The sequence below is a fragment of the Acuticoccus sediminis genome (assembly GCF_003258595.1).
Taxonomy (GTDB): Bacteria; Pseudomonadota; Alphaproteobacteria; order Rhizobiales; family Amorphaceae; genus Acuticoccus; species Acuticoccus sediminis.
In genome coordinates, this window is sequence record NZ_QHHQ01000002.1 from 568,715 (window position 1) to 584,909 (window position 16,195).

At 70.0% G+C, this 16,195-nt stretch carries 15 protein-coding genes; 6 read left to right on the forward strand and 9 right to left on the reverse strand.

Features of this window, described 5'->3' with window-relative positions; all coding sequences use genetic code 11:
• Nucleotides 1-52: 52 nt before the first annotated feature.
• Entirely contained in the window at nucleotides 53-1,168 is a 1,116-nt protein-coding gene (locus tag DLJ53_RS10615) for an ABC transporter substrate-binding protein (protein ID WP_162409079.1), read from the reverse strand.
• Nucleotides 1,169-1,380: 212 nt separating this feature from the next.
• Between DLJ53_RS10615 and DLJ53_RS10620 the strand changes: the two genes are divergently transcribed.
• Nucleotides 1,381-2,388 (forward strand): LysR family transcriptional regulator, encoded by a 1,008-nt coding sequence (locus tag DLJ53_RS10620; protein WP_162409081.1) that lies wholly within the window; start codon nucleotides 1,381-1,383, stop codon nucleotides 2,386-2,388.
• Here the strand turns inward: DLJ53_RS10620 and DLJ53_RS10625 are convergent.
• Nucleotides 2,361-3,272, reverse strand: a complete 912-nt coding sequence (locus tag DLJ53_RS10625; RefSeq protein ID WP_162409083.1) for a LysR family transcriptional regulator — start codon at nucleotides 3,270-3,272, stop codon at nucleotides 2,361-2,363. The genes DLJ53_RS10620 and DLJ53_RS10625 overlap by 28 nt on opposite strands.
• Before the next feature lie 93 nt (nucleotides 3,273-3,365).
• Between DLJ53_RS10625 and DLJ53_RS10630 the strand changes: the two genes are divergently transcribed.
• Genes DLJ53_RS10630 through DLJ53_RS10645 form a run of 4 tightly spaced genes read left to right on the forward strand, consistent with a single transcriptional unit; the run spans nucleotide 3,366 to nucleotide 7,318 of the window.
• Nucleotides 3,366-4,517 (forward strand): mandelate racemase/muconate lactonizing enzyme family protein, encoded by a 1,152-nt coding sequence (locus DLJ53_RS10630; RefSeq protein ID WP_111345023.1) that lies wholly within the window; start codon nucleotides 3,366-3,368, stop codon nucleotides 4,515-4,517.
• Nucleotides 4,518-4,540: 23 nt separating this feature from the next.
• Nucleotides 4,541-5,515: a DctP family TRAP transporter solute-binding subunit gene (locus tag DLJ53_RS10635; protein WP_111345024.1), complete on the forward strand. Its 975-nt coding sequence runs from the start codon at nucleotides 4,541-4,543 to the stop codon at nucleotides 5,513-5,515.
• Nucleotides 5,512-6,030, forward strand: coding sequence for a TRAP transporter small permease (locus DLJ53_RS10640; RefSeq protein ID WP_111345026.1), 519 nt, complete (start codon nucleotides 5,512-5,514; stop codon nucleotides 6,028-6,030). Before DLJ53_RS10635 ends, DLJ53_RS10640 begins: the two co-directional genes overlap by 4 nt.
• Nucleotides 6,031-6,040: 10 nt before the next feature.
• On the forward strand, nucleotides 6,041-7,318 hold the full coding sequence (locus DLJ53_RS10645) for a TRAP transporter large permease (protein WP_111345028.1): 1,278 nt from the start codon (nucleotides 6,041-6,043) through the stop codon (nucleotides 7,316-7,318).
• Between the two features lie 36 nt (nucleotides 7,319-7,354).
• Here DLJ53_RS10645 and DLJ53_RS10650 read toward each other — a convergent pair whose 3' ends face one another.
• The 7 genes from DLJ53_RS10650 to DLJ53_RS10680 form a co-directional block, all read right to left on the reverse strand.
• Nucleotides 7,355-8,404: an ABC transporter ATP-binding protein gene (locus DLJ53_RS10650; RefSeq protein ID WP_111345029.1), complete on the reverse strand. Its 1,050-nt coding sequence runs from the start codon at nucleotides 8,402-8,404 to the stop codon at nucleotides 7,355-7,357.
• Nucleotides 8,401-9,417 (reverse strand): ABC transporter ATP-binding protein, encoded by a 1,017-nt coding sequence (locus tag DLJ53_RS10655; RefSeq protein WP_111345031.1) that lies wholly within the window; start codon nucleotides 9,415-9,417, stop codon nucleotides 8,401-8,403. Before DLJ53_RS10655 ends, DLJ53_RS10650 begins: the two co-directional genes overlap by 4 nt.
• Nucleotides 9,414-10,271 (reverse strand): ABC transporter permease, encoded by an 858-nt coding sequence (locus DLJ53_RS10660; RefSeq protein WP_111345033.1) that lies wholly within the window; start codon nucleotides 10,269-10,271, stop codon nucleotides 9,414-9,416. Before DLJ53_RS10660 ends, DLJ53_RS10655 begins: the two co-directional genes overlap by 4 nt.
• On the reverse strand, nucleotides 10,268-11,212 hold the full coding sequence (locus tag DLJ53_RS10665) for an ABC transporter permease (protein ID WP_111345035.1): 945 nt from the start codon (nucleotides 11,210-11,212) through the stop codon (nucleotides 10,268-10,270). The genes DLJ53_RS10660 and DLJ53_RS10665 overlap by 4 nt, the downstream gene beginning before the upstream one ends.
• Before the next feature lie 156 nt (nucleotides 11,213-11,368).
• Nucleotides 11,369-11,977, reverse strand: a complete 609-nt coding sequence (locus DLJ53_RS10670) for a cupin domain-containing protein (protein ID WP_111345036.1) — start codon at nucleotides 11,975-11,977, stop codon at nucleotides 11,369-11,371.
• A gap of 96 nt (nucleotides 11,978-12,073) precedes the next feature.
• Entirely contained in the window at nucleotides 12,074-12,973 is a 900-nt protein-coding gene (locus DLJ53_RS10675) for an isocitrate lyase/PEP mutase family protein (protein WP_111345038.1), read from the reverse strand.
• Nucleotides 12,970-14,562, reverse strand: a complete 1,593-nt coding sequence (locus DLJ53_RS10680; protein ID WP_111345040.1) for an ABC transporter substrate-binding protein — start codon at nucleotides 14,560-14,562, stop codon at nucleotides 12,970-12,972. The genes DLJ53_RS10675 and DLJ53_RS10680 overlap by 4 nt, the downstream gene beginning before the upstream one ends.
• A gap of 215 nt (nucleotides 14,563-14,777) precedes the next feature.
• Here DLJ53_RS10680 and DLJ53_RS10685 point away from each other — a divergent pair, with 215 nt between their 5' ends.
• Nucleotides 14,778-16,193, forward strand: coding sequence for an FAD-dependent oxidoreductase (locus DLJ53_RS10685; protein ID WP_111345041.1), 1,416 nt, complete (start codon nucleotides 14,778-14,780; stop codon nucleotides 16,191-16,193).
• Nucleotides 16,194-16,195 lie beyond the last annotated feature (2 nt).

The following is a 16,195-nucleotide window of genomic DNA, read 5'->3' on the forward strand; positions in this document are numbered from 1 at the left end:
CCCGGAAGGCAGCGGGAATGGCCGGGCCGGCGGGGCAGGCCCGGCCCGGACCTCACTTCGGCTTGAAGGTGGACCGCCACTGGTCGAGGAAGGCGTCGTCGGCGACGAGGCCCTCGTCGTAGTCGATCAGGAGGATGTTCTCCTCGCCGATCTCCTCGCGGATCGCGTCGTAGGTGTAGAAGGCGACGTCCTCCTTCTTCACACCCTCACGATACGGCGTGAGGCCGCCGATGCCGAACGCGGTCTGGCCGTCCTGCGAGAGGATGAAGTCCAGCATGAGCTTGGCCGAGGCAGGGGCGCTGCTGCCCTTCGGGATCGCCATCTGGCGCATGAAGAGGGGCGTCCCGTCGGCGATGAAGTTCCATCCGAGCAGGCGCGCGGTCGTCGCGTTCTCCAGCTTGGGGAAGAAGACGATGCCGGAGATGAAGTAGCCGACCGAGTATTCGCCCGCGCCGAGCTTGGCGAGCATCGGCCCGGAGGACGACTCGGCGCGCGTCAGCGGGCCGATCGTCTCGAAGGTGGCCCAGCCCTCCTCGCCGTGCTCGCGCAGGTAGACGAGGTCGATCGCGGAGCCGAAGGAGGTCTGCGCGGCGTTGTACGTGGTGAGCTTGCCGCGCATGGCGTCGCCGGTCTCCTCGACGATCCGCGCCAGATCGCTGATTCCCTTGGGGCGCTGCGCCTCCGGGACCGTCAGCTTGTTGTAGACGATGACCATCGGGTCGGTGGACACCGTGTAGAGATTGGCGACCGGCATGCTCCAGTCGGGCACGTGCTCGGCCTCGGCGGAGGTGTAGTCGAGGGCGTTGTCGCCCTTCATGAAGGTCTGCCACCCGTCGACGGTCGCGCTGACCATCAGACCCGCGGTCTTCGCGCCGGAGTTGTTCTCCGCATAATAGCGCGTGAAGACCTCGTCGCTGTCGAGATCCAGGGTCGAGACCTCGATCCACGGATAGAGCTTGTTGAAGCCCTCGATGACCGGAGCCCAGTTGTACTGGGCCATGTTCGAATAGATGAGAAGCTGGCCCTCGTTGCGGGAGGCGTCGACGATCGTCTGATAGTCGTCGGGATAGTAGGACGGCACGTCCTGCGCGTGGGCAGAGACCGCCGCGCCAAGCACGAGGCACGCGCCAGCGGCCACGCGCGTCCATGAGCGCGAGCGAAAAGTCATTGGCGTTTCTCCCTTTGCGGCGACGGTGATCGCCTGCCGTTCTGTCATTGGTCGAGCCACCGTCTTGGCGCGGTTTCGGTCCGACGGTGCGAATACTGCGAAAGTTCGCGCTAGAACGAAAATACTGATTTGATCTATGCTCGATGCCGGGTTGGTATGGAGCGGGCCGCCTCGCGCGGTCCGCGCGGGTCGCCGGGCCGCGCGGGAGAGCGATGGACATCCGCCAGTTGCGCTACTTCGTAGCGGTCGTCGAACGCGGGAGCTTCTCGGCGGCCGCGCGCCACCTGTCGGTGGCACAGCCTGCGCTCAGCCGCCATGTGCGGGCGCTCGAGGAGGGGCTTGGCGTGCTGCTCGTGCGCCGCGACGCGCATGGCGTGCGCCCGACCGAGCATGGCGAGCGGCTGTTCCATCAGGCGAGCTCGATCCTGCGGCAGTTCGACATGGTGCCCGAGATCGTCGGCGGGCCGCAGGGCCTCGTCACCGGACGCGTCGTGGTCGGGTTGCCGACGTCCACCAACGCGGTCCTGGCGCGACCTCTGATCCGTACGGTGATGGCGCGTCTGCCCGGGGTGAGGCTCCATGTGATCGAGAGCCTCTCGGGCTATCTCCAGGAGTGGATCGAGGCGGGCCGGCTCGACATCAGCCTGCTCTACGACCCGCGCCCCAACCCGGCGGTGGAACTCGACACCATCATGTCGGAGGCGCTGTTCCTGGTCGGTCCCGCGCATGTCGCCGGCGACCGGCCCGAGGGTGTGCCCTTCAAGGAGCTGGAGCGCCTGCCCCTCGCCATGCCCGGCCCGACGCACGCCCTGCGCCGCCTCATCGACAGGGTGGCGCTCGATGTCGGGATCACCCCCAACGTCGTCGTCGAGGTCGACTCGCTGGGGGTGATGAAGGCGATCACCGAGAAGGAGGGACTCTACTCGATCCTTCCCACGGGGCCGGTCTACGAGGAGGTCCAGGAGGGGCGCCTGTCGATCCGCCGCCTGCTCGAACCGGACGTGACGCGCTCCATCTCGATGGCGACCTCGGCGCTGCGCGGGCGCACCCGCGCCTGCGAGGAGGTCGGGCGCCTCATCATCGAGATCGTGCAGGACATGATCCGGGAGGGCATCTGGCAAGGCGCCAACGCGCCGGAGGCCGCGGACGCCGCGGACCCGGCCTCTCCGCCGAGCCGCCCCGGGCCGGGCCTTCAGTCGCTGGGCAGCGGGCGCATGTAGTCCATCGAGGAGAGAACGTCGCGCACGCACTCCAGGACGGCGCCGACCGCCGGGTTGGGTGTGCCCTCGGCATACTTGGCGCTGACCGCGATGTCCTGGATCGGCGGGTCGGTCGTCAGGACCCGCACCCGTCCCGCCGCGGCCGCGCTCTCGGCCATCTTCACCGGATAGATCCCCGCCGCCGCGCCGGTGTCGATGATGTGCGCCTGCATCGCAACGCTCGAGCAGATGACGAGGCGCGATGGCGTCGCGCCCGCGGCGGCGAACCAGGCGATGGTCTGCCGGTAGCTCGCGGTGTTCGGCGGGTTGGCGATCACCGGGCGGTCGGCAAGGTCGGCCGGTCGGACGAGCGGGGGCAGGTCCCAGTCGGTCGAGACGATCCAGCTCGTCGCCTGCGCCCCGAAGGGCACGAGGGTGAAGCCCGGCGTCGCCGCGGGGCTGACGAGGATCGCGAAATCGAGGTTGGTCTTGTGCAGCTCCGTCTCGAGCGCCATCGAGGTGGCCACCACCAGCTCGGGCTGCAGCCGGGGATAGTTCACCTGCAGCCGCTCCAGGATCTGCGACAGGCAGACCATCGCGAACCCCTCCGCGACGCCGATGCGGATCGGGCCGGCGACGTCGCCGACGCCGCCGTGCTTGGCGATGCGCTCGATGCCTAGGAGGACGCCCTGTGCCTCCGGCATCAGCTCCCGCCCGACGGGGGTCGGGCGCACGCTGCGTCCGGAGCGGTCGAACAACGGTTTGCCGATCGCCTCCTCGAGTCCCTTCAGCCGCAAGGAGATGGTCGGCTGCGCCAGATTCAGCTTCTTCGCCGCCCGCTCGATGGAGCCCAGCGTGGCCGTCCAGTGGAACGCCTCGAGCTGCGCGATCGTGATTCGATTCATAGAAAATCCTGATGAGTAAGGCGCAGATATTCTCATTGGAGACAAAAAAGCCAATGAAATAAACCTGCCTCGAACTTCAATCGAGGAGGCGACGTGGGAGAGGCCGAACGGATCGTGCGGATCGAGGGATTCGCACTGGCCTGCGACATGCCGCAGGAGGCGGGCAACGCCTTGCGGACGTTCCGGGAGCGGCAGAGCCTTCTGATCCGCATCACCACGGCGGGCGGACTCGTCGGTTGGGGCGAGACCTGGGCCTTTCCGGCCGCGGCGGCGGCGTTCATCCGCTCCGTCCTCGCCCCGGTGGTCCTCGGCGCCGACGCGACGCGCCCGCGCAAGGTCCAGGCCGACATGCTGCGCCGCGTCGTGCCGGACCGGCGCGGCCAGGCCCACATGGCCCTCAGTGCCATCGACATCGCCCTCTGGGACGCGTTCGGACGGGCCGCCGGGATGCCGGTTTCCGCCCTCCTCGGCGGAGCGCTGCGCGACCGTCTGCTCGCCTACGCGAGCGGCCCGCTGATGCCGGCCGGCGCCGACCGGTTCGCCGGGCTAGAGGGCGCGGTGGAAGGGTTTGCCGCGGACGGCTTCCGCGCCGTCAAGCTGCGCGTCGGCGCGGGTCTGGCGGCCGACGAGAGGGCAATCCGCACCGCCCGGCGCATCCTGGGGCCGGACGCCGACCTCATGATCGACCTGAACGAGGGGTCGACCGTGCACGACGCGCTGGCCCTCGCCGCGCAGGTGGCGGACGTCGGCCTGCGGTGGATCGAGGAGCCGATCCCGCACGACGACCTGCCGGCCTACCGGGACATCGCCGCGCGGCTTCCCGTGCCGCTCGCGGGCGGCGAATCCTTCTGCGGCGCCGGTGCCTTCCGGGAGGCCGCGGCCACCCGGGCGCTGTCGATCCTGCAGCCCGACATCGCGCTCACCGGCGGCATCACCGAGGTGATGCGCGTCGCCGGGCTCGGCGACGCGTTCGGCGTGCCGGTCATCCCGCACGTGTGGGGCGCCGGGGTGAACTTTCTGGCCGGGCTCCAGGTGGCGGCGGTCGTCGCCACTCCGCCCGGCGCCAGGCCGCTGCCGCTGTTCGAGTACGACACCAGCCACAACCCGCTCCGCGCGGCGGTCATCGACCCGAAGCCGGATGCGGACGGGACCATCCCGGTGCCGGACGGGCCCGGACTCGGCCTCGCGATCGAGCCCGACCGCCTCGCGCCGTACGTCAGAGACCACTGGACGGTCGAAGAATAATCCAGACAGGGAGGAGAGACACCATGATCGCACGTTCACTCTTAGCCGCGGCGCTCGTTCTCGCCGGGCCCGCCACCGCGGCGCTCGCGCAGGACATGACGCTCAACCTCGGCTTCGTCGGCGGCCCGCAGGCCCCCGAGGCCATCGCCATGGGCCAGCTCGCCGAGGAGATCGAGGACAAGACCGGCGGCCGGATCGCGATCCGCCTGCAGGGCGGCGGCGCGCTCGGCGGCGACCGCGAGGTCATCGAGGGGCTCCAGCTCGGCACCGTCGACATGACGGTGTCGTCGACGTCCATCGTCGCCAACTTCGTGCCGGAGCTGAAGATCTTCGACATCCCCTTCCTGTTCCGCGACTTCGACCACGCCGAGGCGGTGCTCGACGGGCCGACCGGCGGGGCCATCCTCGAGGACATGCCGGACAAGGGTCTCGTCGGTCTCGCGTTCGGCGGCATGGGCTTCCGCGAGCTCACCAACAGCGTGAAGCCAGTGAAGACCGTGGAGGACGTGAAGGGCCTCAAGATCCGCACCCAGCAGAACGAGATGCACATCAAGGTGTGGGACGCGCTCGGCGTGCTGCCGACGCCGATGGCGATCCCCGAGGTCTACACCGCACTGCAGCAGGGCGTGGTCGACGGTCAGGAGAACCCGATCGGCGCCATCGTCAACAACCGCTTCGGCGAGGTGCAGAAGTACGTCAGCCTCACCGACCACGCCTTCACGCCGCTCGTCGTCCTGATCTCGCCGATGGTCTGGGACCAGCTCTCCGACGAGGACAAGGCGATCTTCAAGGAGGCCGCCGTCCACGCCATGGAGCGCAACCGCGCCGAGGTCGAGAAGGCGATCGCGAGCGGGCTGGACACGCTGCGCTCGCAGGGCATGACCGTCGTCGACGACGTCGACAAGGCCTCCTTCCAGGAGAGCCTCGGCCCCGTGTTCGACAGCTTCGCCGAAGAGTTCGGCGCGGACCGCATCGCCGAGATCCGCGGCGTCGAATGAGCGGCGCCCTGGCGCATATCCGTCGCGGCGCGCTCGGCATCGAGCGCGTCGTGACGTGGACCGCGGTGGCGCTCGGCTGCGTGTGCCTCGTCGCCGCGGTGGGCGTCGGCTTCTACCAGGTGCTGGCGCGGTTCGTCCTGTTCCGCCCGGCCTCCTGGTCGGAGCCGTTCGTGCAGAGCGCGCTGATCTGGATGACCTACCTCACCCTGTGCGGGGCGATGCGGACGGGGACTCTCATCTCGGTCGACGTCTTGAAGAAGGCGACGCAGGGAGCGGCCCGCACCGCGCTGCGCCTCGCGGGGGCAGGGGCCATCCTGATCCTCCTGTGGGTGATCCTGTGGCAGGGCATCGCCATCGTCTGGCGCGTGCGCTTCCAGACCATCGCCGGCCTCGGCGTCCCGGCCTCCTACGTCTACGCCGCGCTGCCGACCGGGGCGGCGCTCTCCATCCTGGCGCTCGTCGGCCACGTCATCGACCCGCCGCCGGACCAGGCCGCGCCGGACGCATCGAGCTGAAAGGCCCTCCATGCTCGCGACAATGATCATCGCCATGGTCGGGCTGATGCTGATCGCGGTGCCGGTGGCGGTCGCCATCGGCCTCGCCGGCGTCATCGGCACGACCTTCTTCACCAACCTTCCGCTCATCGTGGTGCCGCAGCAGGCGTTCATCGCGCTCGACAAGTTCCCGCTCGCGGCGATCCCCTTCTTCATCCTCGCCGGCAACATCATGGCGGCGGGCGGGATCTCCTCGCGCCTGGTCGACCTCGTCGACAGCCTGTTGCGGAACGTGCGCGGCGGGCTGCCGATCTCGTGCATCATGGTGTGCATGATCTTCGCCGCGGTCTCCGGCTCCTCGGTCGCCACCACGTTCGCGATCGGCGCGATCCTCATCCCGGCGATGACGCGGCAGAACTACCCGATCGGCTTCGCCGCCTCGCTGCAGGCGACATCGGCCGAGCTCGGCGTCCTCATTCCGCCGTCGATCCCGATGATCCTCTACGGCGTCTCGGCGGCGGCGCCCGTGGGCGACCTCTTCGTGGCGGGCCTCGGCCCGGGCGTCCTCATCGCGCTGGCGCTGACGGCCTACGTCCTCGTGTGGACCCGCGTCACCGGACATGGCGTGGCCGACGACCTGCCGGTCAAGCCGTTCGGGCGGAGCCTCTACCGGGCGCTGCTGGCGCTGCTGATGCCTGTCGTCATCCTCGGCGGGATCTACGGCGGCATCTTCACGCCGACCGAGGCCTCCGTCGTCGCGGTGATCTACGCGCTCGTCGTCTCGCTCCTCGTCTACCGCGAGCTGACGGTGATGGGGCTCCTGCGGGTGATCCGCGCGTCGACGCTGTCCTCGGCGATCGTGATGTTCATCATCTCGATGGCGGGACTGTTCTCGTTCGTCATCACCCGCGCGGGCATCCCGGCGATGATCGGCACCTTCATCGCCGAGACGTTCGACGGGCCGATCACCTTCCTCCTCGCGGTCAACGCCTTCCTGTTCCTGGTCGGCATGTTCGTGGAGACGGCGGCCTCGATCGTGGTGATCGCGCCGATCCTGGCGCCGGTGGCAATCGGCTTCGGCATCGACCCGGTGCACTTCGGCCTCATCATGATCACCAACCTCGCGCTGGGGATGATCACGCCGCCGTTCGGGGTGAACCTGTTCGCGGCCTGCGCGGTCGCGAACATCGGGCTGGAACGCATGATCCGCCACCTCCTGCCGCTGGTGGCGGTCATCCTCGCGTGCCTGATGCTCGTCACCTACGTGCCGTGGATCACGTCCGCGCCGCTGGCGCTGATGGGCCGCTGAGGCGCGACGCGCGCCTCAGCGGCTGGCCTCGGAGTCTCAGGGGGCGGTGCCGCCCGCCCCCTCGTAGAGGTGGCAGGCGACCCTCTGGCCCGGCGCGACCTCGGCGAGCGGCGGGCGCTCGGTGTGGCAGCGGGGCATCACCTTCGGGCAGCGGCCGGCGAACCGGCACCCGGCGGGAAGGTCGATCGGGCTCGGCACCTGCCCCTCGAGCGGCGCCCTCTCCTTGCGCTCCTGAGGCGTCTCGGCCGGTACCGAGGCCAGGAGCGCCACGGTGTAGGGATGCTTCGGGGAGGCGAAGAGGGCGTCCGCATCGGCGATCTCGACGATGCTGCCGAGGTACATCACCGCCACCCGGTCCGAGACGTGCCGCACCACTGCGAGGTCGTGCGAGATGAAGAGGTAGGCCATCCCGAGGCGGGTCTTGAGGTCCTTCAGGAGGTTGAGGACCTGCGCCTGGACGGAGACGTCGAGCGCCGAGACCGCCTCGTCGCAGACGACGAGCGGAGGTTCGAGCGCGATCGCGCGGGCGATGGCGATGCGCTGGCGCTGTCCGCCGGAGAACTCGTGCGGGAAGCGGTCGGCGTGGTCCGGATCGAGGCCGACCAGCGACAGCAGACGCCGCGCCTCCTCCTTGCGCTTGCGCGGACCGGCGACCCCGAACGCGCGCAGCGGCTCGGTGATCGCCTCCCCGACGCTCATGCGGGCGTTCAGGGAACCGAACGGGTTCTGGAAGACGATCTGCATGGAGCGCCGCAGCGCCTTGAGCCGCGCGCGGCTCGCGCCGGTGACCGCCTCGCCCGCGAGCGTCACCTCACCCTCGTCCGGCTCGATGAGGCGCAGGATCAGGCGGCCGAGCGTCGACTTTCCACACCCCGACTCGCCGACGAGGCCGAGCGTCTCTCCCGGCGCCAGGTCGAACGAGACGTTGTCGACCGCCTGGACCGCGCGGCCCTTCACCCACGGCAGCAATGCGTCGTCGAGGTCGAAGCGCTTGGAGATGCCGCGCACGCTGAGGAGCGGGGCGGGCGCCGTGTCCGGCGTGCCGGCGGGTGCTCCGGTGCCGCGGGCGATGTCGATGGCGGTCATGGCGTCGCCTCCAGAGGGGATGTCGCCGGGCCACCGCCCGCCGGCGGCGCGTCGGCATGGAGCCAGCAGGCGACGCGGGTGCCGCCCGCCTCCATCAGGGGCGGAGTCTCGGCGCATCGCGGCATGGCATGGGCGCAGCGGGGCGCGAAGGTGCAGCCCCTGACGGCCGCGCCGCCCCGCGGGATCGACCCCGGAACGGCGCTCAGGGTGTCCGCCCGGGCGGCGATGCGGGGGACGGAGGCCATCAGTCCCTGCGAGTAGGGGTGGAGCGGCCGGCGGAAGAAGGTATCCGCATCCGCGACCTCGGCGATCCGGCCGGCGTACATGACGGCCACGCGGTCGGCCATCTCCGCCACCACGCCGAGATTGTGGGTGACGAGGATCACCGCCATCCCGGTCTCGTCGCGCAGACGGCGCAGCAGGGTGAGGACCTGCGCCTGGATCGTCACGTCGAGCGCCGTCGTGGGTTCATCGGCGATGAGGAGCTTCGGCCGGCAGGCGATCGCCTGGGCGATCATCGCGCGCTGGCACATTCCGCCGGAGATCTGGTTCGGGTAGGCGTCGAAGCGGCGCTCGGCGTCGGGCATGCCGACCTCGCGCAGAAGCTCGATGGCGGCCGCCTTCGCCGCCCGCCGCGAGAGGCCGCGGTGGAACCGCAGCGCCTCGGCGATCTGGAAGCCGATGGTGAAGACCGGATTGAGGCTGGCCATCGGCTCCTGGAAGATCATCGAGATCTGATCGCCGCGCAGGGCCCGCAGCTCCGCCGGGCTCATGGCCGTGACGTCGCGCCCTTCGAAGACGATCCGCCCCCCGACGGTGCGTCCCGGCGGCTCGCGCACCAGACGCAGGATCGAGCGGGACAGGACGCTCTTGCCCGATCCCGATTCGCCGACGACCGCGAGAACCTCGCCTCGTCTGAGGGTGAGCGAGACGTCCTCGACGGCACGCACGGTGCGCTCGCCCTCGCCGAAGTGGACGGTGAGGTTCTCGACCGAAAGCAAAGGCTCGCTCATGTCGGATCTCCGGCCCGGCGCATGCGGGGGTCGAGGACGTCGCGCAGCCCGTCGCCGAGGAGGTTCACGCCGAGAACCGCGAAGGCGAGGCCGACGGCGGGGAAGATGGTCTGCGTCGGGGCGATCATCAGCGTGGCGCGTCCCTCGGCGAGGAGGTTGCCCCAGGACGGCGCGGGCGGCGGGACACCGACGCCGAGGAAGCCGAGCGCGGCTTCCGCGACCATCGCGTAGGCGAACACCACCGTCGCCTGCACCATGACCGGGGCGAGGATGTTGGGCAGCACGTGGCGCGTCAGGATGCGCAGGTCCGACACCCCGCAGGAACGTGCCGCCTCCACGTACTCGCGCCGCGATTCGGCGAGCGCCGGCGCCCGCGCCACGCGCAGCACCCGCGGCATGTAGACCACCGAAAGTGTGATGATGACGTTGGTCATCGAGGCGCCGAAGGTCGCCACGATGCCGAGCGCGAGGAGGATCGACGGGAACGCCATCAGCGTGTCGGCGATGCGGCTGATGACGGTGTCGACGATCCCGCGATAGTAGCCGGCAAGGAGCCCGAGCGCGGTGCCGACCACGAGGCAGACCACCGACACGATCGCGCAGATCGACAGCGACAGGCGCGCGCCGTAGGCGAAGCGGGCGAAGAGGTCCCGCCCGAGCTTGTCCGCCCCGAACGGGTGCTGCCAGGAGACCGGCGCGTTGCGCAGGAGCGGGTTGATGCGCAGCGGGTCGCCGAACGGCAGCACCGGAGCGAGCAGGGCGATCAGCACGACGATGCCGAGCATCGCGCCGCCGAACAGGATCAGGCCGTTCACCCTGGCGGGGAAGACGGCAGGCACTCTTAGAACACTCATTTGTAGCGGATCCGCGGATCGAGCAAGGCGTAGGTCAGGTCGACCACCAGGTTGATGCCGATGTAGATCGTCACCGACGCCAGCAGGCAGCCCTGGATGACGGGATAGTCGCGCGCGTCGATGGCGCCGATCATCAGTCCGCCGATGCCGGGGATGGCGAAGATGGACTCGATGACCACCGCCCCCCGGAAGACCGAGCCGAGGTTGATGCCGACCACCGTCACGACCGGGATCAGCGCCGCCTTGAGGACGTGAAGGCCGACGACGCGGGTCTCCGTCAGCCCCTTGGCCCGTGCCGACAGCACGAACTCCTGGCCGAGATTCTCGATCATCGACGCGCGGGTCATGCGCGCGGTGACGGCCGTCATCAGGTACCCGAGCGCGAACGCCGGCATGATGAGGTGCATCGCCCACTGCGCGGGATCTGTCCCGAAGTCGACGTAGCCGACCGAGGGCAGGAGGCCGAGATTGACGGTGAAGACGATCACCAGCAGCAGGCCGACGACGAAGTCCGGCACCGAAAGGCCGAGGAGGCTCGCCACCATCGCCGCCCGGTCGGCGGGCCGGTTCTGCTTCACGCCGGCGAGGATGCCGAGGGGGACGCCCATCAGGATGGAGAAGGCGAGGGCCAGCACCGCGAGGCCCGCCGTGCGGGGCAGCCGTTCCAGGATCATGTCCGAGACCGGCATGTTCCAGTTGATGGAGGTGCCGAGATCGCCGGTGGCGGCCTTGGCGAGCCAGCGGACGTACTGCACCGGAAGCGGGTCGTTGAGGCCCATCTCCTGGCGGGCCTGCTCGAGCTCGGCCGGCGTCGCGTAGCTGCCGAGGATCTGGCTCGCCGGGTCGCCGGGGGCGAGGTGCGACATCAGGAAGACCAGCATGCTGGCGAGCAGCAGGGTCGGCAGCGCGCCGATGAGGCGGCGGATCGTATAACGCAACATGGACCGCCTCCTAGCGCCGGCGAGAGGCGGGGCGGCCGCGCCGGTCGGGCACGGGACGGACGGCACGCCCGCACCGGCCGGTCGCCGGAAGAGGGCTTGCTGTTCGTGGCGAGGGATGGCGGCGGTCGGGGCCGCGCCGGCAAGGCGCCGCGGCGATCAGATCGCGTCGCGCGAGGCCTCCGGCGCAGTCACCCACAGCACGCGGGCCGGCTCGCTCGACACGTTGCGCAGGCGATGCTCGTCGTTGGCGTCGAAGCAGAAGCCGTCGCCGCTCTTCAGCCGCGCGCTGGTGCCATCGACCTCCAGCACGACCTCCCCGTCCAGCACCACGCCAGCCTTCTCGCCCGGATAGCGGTAGGTCTCCTCCCCGGTCCCGCCGCCGGGCGGGATGGCGAGGACGAAGATGGACAGCTTGGCCGACCCCGTCGGCGTGACGAGCTCCTTGACCATCCGCCTGGGGCCGAGGTCGCGCACCGTCCGGTCCGAACCGCGGCGGATGAAGTGCGGCTGCGGCGCCGTCTCCTCCTCCTCGGCGCCGAAGAACGCGGCGATCCCGATCCCGAGCGCCTGCCGCACCTTGGTCAGCGTGCGCATCGACGGGCTGGCCCGCTCGCGTTCGATCTGGCTGAGGGTGCCGGGCGAGATGTCCGCCGCGCGCGCGAGCTCGTTCAGCGACATTCCGCGCTCCTGCCGAAGGAGGCGAATGCGTGCACCAATCCCGTCGCTGTCCTCCGCGGCGTCGACCGCCTCGTCCTGGGTCGTCATCGCGGAGTGTCTCTCCTCGCTTCGGCGATGGCGTCGTTACGCCGTTGCGTCGTCTCACGGTGCGCAGCGGCGCGCACGAGTCTGGAATCAAATGGCTCAAAATGCCACCCGCTTCGTTTCGGGCGTGCCGTGGGCCGCCTCGAACTCGGCGATCTCCGGCAGCCCGATGATTTCGTTGTATTCGCGGAAGGTCGCCATCGTCAGCGGCGGGTCGGCGTGGGTGCCGGCGTCGCGCAGATGCGCCAGGATGGCGCGGATCGCCGGTATCGCGGCGAACACCGTCTGCCCGGGGTAGACCGCGAGGCGGTAGCCCATCTCGGCGAGGAGCGCGCGCGGGACCGTCGGCGTCTTGCCGCTGGCCGAGGCGTTGTACTGGAGCGGACAGTCGAAGCGCCGGCCGATGGCGGCGAGCTCCTCGAGGCTGCGCGGCGCCTCCACGAAGATGACGTCGGCGCCCGCCTCCCGGTACGCCTCGGCGCGGTCGAGGGCCGCCTCGAAGCCTTCGATCGCGATGGCGTCCGTCCGGGCGATGACGACGAGGTCCGGATCCCGCCGCGAATCGACCGCCGCCTTGACCTTGGCGACCATCTCCTCGACCGGGATCACCGTCTTGCCGGCGAGGTGGCCGCAGCGCTTGGGCCACCCCTGATCCTCCATCTGCAGCGCGGCGACGCCGGCGCGCTCGTAGTCGTGCACCGTGCGGCGCACGTTGACCGGCCCGCCATAACCGGTGTCGGCGTCGGCGATCACCGGCAGCCCGCCGGACGCGTCGACGATGCGCGCCGCGTTGTCGGCCATCTCGCTCATGGTGAGCAGGCCGACGTCGGCCATGCCGAGGCGGACGGCGCTCGAGGAATCGCCGCTCATGTAGACCGTCTCGAAGCCCGCCTCGGCGACGAGGCGGGCGGCCAGCGCGTCGGCGACCCCGGGTGCGGGAAGCGCCTCGGGCCGCGCGAGGAGGGCCCGGAGCCTCGCTCCGGGCGTCGGGTCGCTCATTTCTCCACCGTCACGTTCCAGAAGCGCGGCAGCCCGAGCGCGTTCGGCTTGTAGCCCTTCACCGCGTTGGAGATGCCGTTGAGGAAGGAGACGTTGAAGAGGACGATCGCCGGCACGTCGTCCATGACGATGCCCTGCGCCTGCGCATACAGCTTGACGCGCTCCGCGTGATCCATGGACGCGCGCGCCTTCTCGACGATCGCGTCGTAGTCCGGGTTGTCGTAGGCGTTGACGGCGACCGACGAGTGCAGGCGGCGGAAGAACACCTGGTCGGGGTCCATGCGGCCGGAGATCGACGTCATGCCGAAGTTGTAGGTCGGCTCGCTGGCGTAGACGATCGACATGACGCCGGCCGAATCCACCGGGTGCACTTCGAGGTCGATGCCGACCTCGCCCAGCATCTGCTGGATGACGAGCGCGGCGTTCAGCGAATACTCGGTCGAGTTGGAGACGTGGATCGTCAGCGTCTCGCCGTCGTAGGCGGTCTTGGCGAGCAGCGACTTCGCCAGCTCGGGATCATAGGCGTGCCGCGCGTCCATCGGCGCGGAGTACCAGGCGCGCAGCTCCGGGTGGAGGAAGGCGTTGTTGACCGAGCCGTGGCCGGCGACGGACGCCTGCATCAGCGTCTCGTAGTCGAGCGCGGCGGCGATGGCGCGGCGGAAGTTGAGGTCGTCCGACGGGGCGGTCGTGACGCCGAGCCAGAGGACGAGCGATTCGAAGCCCGGCTCCTCGATCGGCTTGGCCCTGGACGAGCCGGCGAGGCGCTCGAAGTCGTTGAGGGCGAGGAGGAGGGCGAAGTCGAGCTCGCCGGTCTCGAGCGCGGTGGCGCGGGCCGAGGAATCCGGCACGACGCGGAACTCGATCTCGTCGACCATCGCCTGGCGCTTGCCGCCGAGGCCGGTCGGGCCGTCGAAGCTGTCGTCGACCGAATAGTCGGCGAACTTCTTCAGCGCGAGGAGCCGGCCGGGCTGGTAGTCGACCCACTCGAACGGACCGGTGCCGATCGGCTTCATGATGGTGCCGTTGGCGTCGAGGTCCTTCGGCATGATGTAGCCGCCGAAGGGGCCGGCGAGCGCCGCCGGGAGGCTCGGCGAGGCCTCCTTGAGGACGATCTCGGCGGTCAGCGGGTCGATGACGTTGACGACCTCGATGCCGGAGTAGCTGCCCTTGCTGGGGGAGACCTCGCGCAGGCCCTCGACGGACCACTTCACGTCCCCGGCGTCGAGGGTCTTGCCGTTATGGAAGAGGACGTTCTCGCGCAGGTGGAAGACGTAGCGCTTGCCGCCGTCCTCGACGTCCCACGACTTCGCGAGCTGCGGGATGACCTCGTAGTCCTCGTCGAAGGTGACGAGGTTCTCGACCACGTGCTTCATGACCATGTGGGTGACCATGGCGCGGGACATCTGCGCGTCGGGAATCGGCAGGTCCTGATGGACGCCGACGAGGAGGCGGGTGCCGCCGGCCTGGGCGAAGCTGTAGCGGGCGGGCAGGACCACCGCTGTCGCCGCGAGCGCCGCGGCGCCCTTGAGGACATCGCGCCGGCGGATCCGGGCGGCAGGCGACAGGCGTTCGTCAAACCGATCGGCCATAAGACACTCCGTTGGATATTAGCTGACCCTATCAGGGCGCTTGGGAGACGGAACGGCCTTAGTTTCCGCCGAAATCCTCGCGAATTCAGGCGCTTAAGGTCGAAACCAATTCGTTGTCGGTGTATTGCAAACCGTACGGAAGCATACGATAAAACAAACAGTTCGAGGTCAAGACGCAATTTTGGCCTTGCTCAAAACTTACGCAGGAGACCCCGATGTCGGTCATTCCAGCGCCCGCGACCCGGTCCTGGTGGCTAGAAGATGCACTCGCCCGTGAGGGCGGAGCCGCCGTGGCCGCGCCCCCGCTCGACGGGACGGCGACGGTCGACGTCGCCATCGTCGGAGGCGGCTTCACCGGCCTCTGGACGGCGCTCATCCTCAAGGAACGGCAGCCGAACCTGACGGTCGCGGTGATCGAGCGGGACATCTGCGGCGCCGGCGCCAGCGGCAAGAATGGTGGAAACGTGGGTGGATACTGGCGCGCTCTGACGCGCGTGTCGGCCGCGCTGGGCGACGAGGCGGCCCTTGCGCTCGCCCGCCTCGGCACCCGGGCGCAGGACCGCCTCCGAACCTTCGCGGCCGCGCGCGAGGCGCTCTGGTGGCGCGAGGGCGGCGCCCTCGTCGTCGCCACCACGGCGCGGCAGGAGGCGAGCCTTGCCACCGCGCTCGACACGATGAAGCGCCTCGGCGTTCCGGAGGCCGGACGCAGCATGACGCGGGACGGCGCGCTGGCGCTGTGCCGTATTCCAAACGCCCGTGCCGGCATACATTATTCCGAAGGCGCCACGGTGAATCCGGCCCGGCTCGCCCGCGCACTGCGTCGGGCGGCCCTCGACGCCGGCGTGCGGCTCTTCGAGGGGACGCCCATGACGGGCCTCTCGGCAGGCGCGCCCAACACCGTCGCCACGCCGACGGGGACGCTGAAGGCCGGGCACGTCATCCTCGCCACCAACACCGAACTCGCCCGCCACCCGCTGGCGGCGGCGCATCTGTCGGTCTTTTCCAGCTACGCTGTGATGACCGCTCCCGCGCCGGACACGCTGGCGCGGATCTGGCCGAGCGAGGCCAGCGCGGGCGACGCTGCGATGTTCCTGCATTATTTCCGCAAGACGCCGGACGGGCGCGTCCTGATGGGGAGCGGCTCCGGCCCCGTGGCGGCGGGCGCCAACCCGGCGGCCAGCTCCAATACGAGCGACCGCGCCAGCGCCGAACGCGCCGCGGCCGGTCTCGCGAGCCTCTTGCCCGACTTCGCCGTCCCCATCGTCGCGTCCTGGGGCGGCGGCATCGACGTGGCGTCCGACCAGCTTCCCTTCGTGCGCACGGTGCCGGGCCAGCAGATCCACATCGCCGCCGGCTTCTCCGGCCACGGCGTCAATCCGACGGCGATGGCCGGGGAGACGCTTGCCTCGACCATCCTCGGCGCGAACGACGAATGGACACGCTCTCCCTTCGTCACGCGCCGCCTGCCGACGCTTCCCCCGGAGCCGTTCCGCACCGTGGGCGGTCGCGCGGTGCGGTGGGGCATCATGACCTGCGAGGCCGCCGAGCGCGCGAACCGGACGCCGCCGGCCGCGGCGCGCGTCCTCGCCGCGCTGCCACGCCAGCTCGGCATGCGGGTGGGAGTGCGATGAGC

Coding starts and splice junctions, on each gene's coding strand:
- DLJ53_RS10615 (WP_162409079.1), bottom strand. CDS start 1,168: ATGACTTTTCGCTCGCGCTCATGGACGCGCGTGGCCGCTGGCGCGTGC.
- DLJ53_RS10620 (WP_162409081.1), top strand. CDS start 1,381: ATGGACATCCGCCAGTTGCGCTACTTCGTAGCGGTCGTCGAACGCGGG.
- DLJ53_RS10625 (WP_162409083.1), bottom strand. CDS start 3,272: ATGAATCGAATCACGATCGCGCAGCTCGAGGCGTTCCACTGGACGGCC.
- DLJ53_RS10635 (WP_111345024.1), top strand. CDS start 4,541: ATGATCGCACGTTCACTCTTAGCCGCGGCGCTCGTTCTCGCCGGGCCC.
- DLJ53_RS10640 (WP_111345026.1), top strand. CDS start 5,512: ATGAGCGGCGCCCTGGCGCATATCCGTCGCGGCGCGCTCGGCATCGAG.
- DLJ53_RS10645 (WP_111345028.1), top strand. CDS start 6,041: ATGCTCGCGACAATGATCATCGCCATGGTCGGGCTGATGCTGATCGCG.
- DLJ53_RS10650 (WP_111345029.1), bottom strand. CDS start 8,404: ATGACCGCCATCGACATCGCCCGCGGCACCGGAGCACCCGCCGGCACG.
- DLJ53_RS10655 (WP_111345031.1), bottom strand. CDS start 9,417: ATGAGCGAGCCTTTGCTTTCGGTCGAGAACCTCACCGTCCACTTCGGC.
- DLJ53_RS10660 (WP_111345033.1), bottom strand. CDS start 10,271: ATGAGTGTTCTAAGAGTGCCTGCCGTCTTCCCCGCCAGGGTGAACGGC.
- DLJ53_RS10665 (WP_111345035.1), bottom strand. CDS start 11,212: ATGTTGCGTTATACGATCCGCCGCCTCATCGGCGCGCTGCCGACCCTG.
- DLJ53_RS10670 (WP_111345036.1), bottom strand. CDS start 11,977: ATGACGACCCAGGACGAGGCGGTCGACGCCGCGGAGGACAGCGACGGG.
- DLJ53_RS10675 (WP_111345038.1), bottom strand. CDS start 12,973: ATGAGCGACCCGACGCCCGGAGCGAGGCTCCGGGCCCTCCTCGCGCGG.
- DLJ53_RS10680 (WP_111345040.1), bottom strand. CDS start 14,562: ATGGCCGATCGGTTTGACGAACGCCTGTCGCCTGCCGCCCGGATCCGC.
- DLJ53_RS10685 (WP_111345041.1), top strand. CDS start 14,778: ATGTCGGTCATTCCAGCGCCCGCGACCCGGTCCTGGTGGCTAGAAGAT.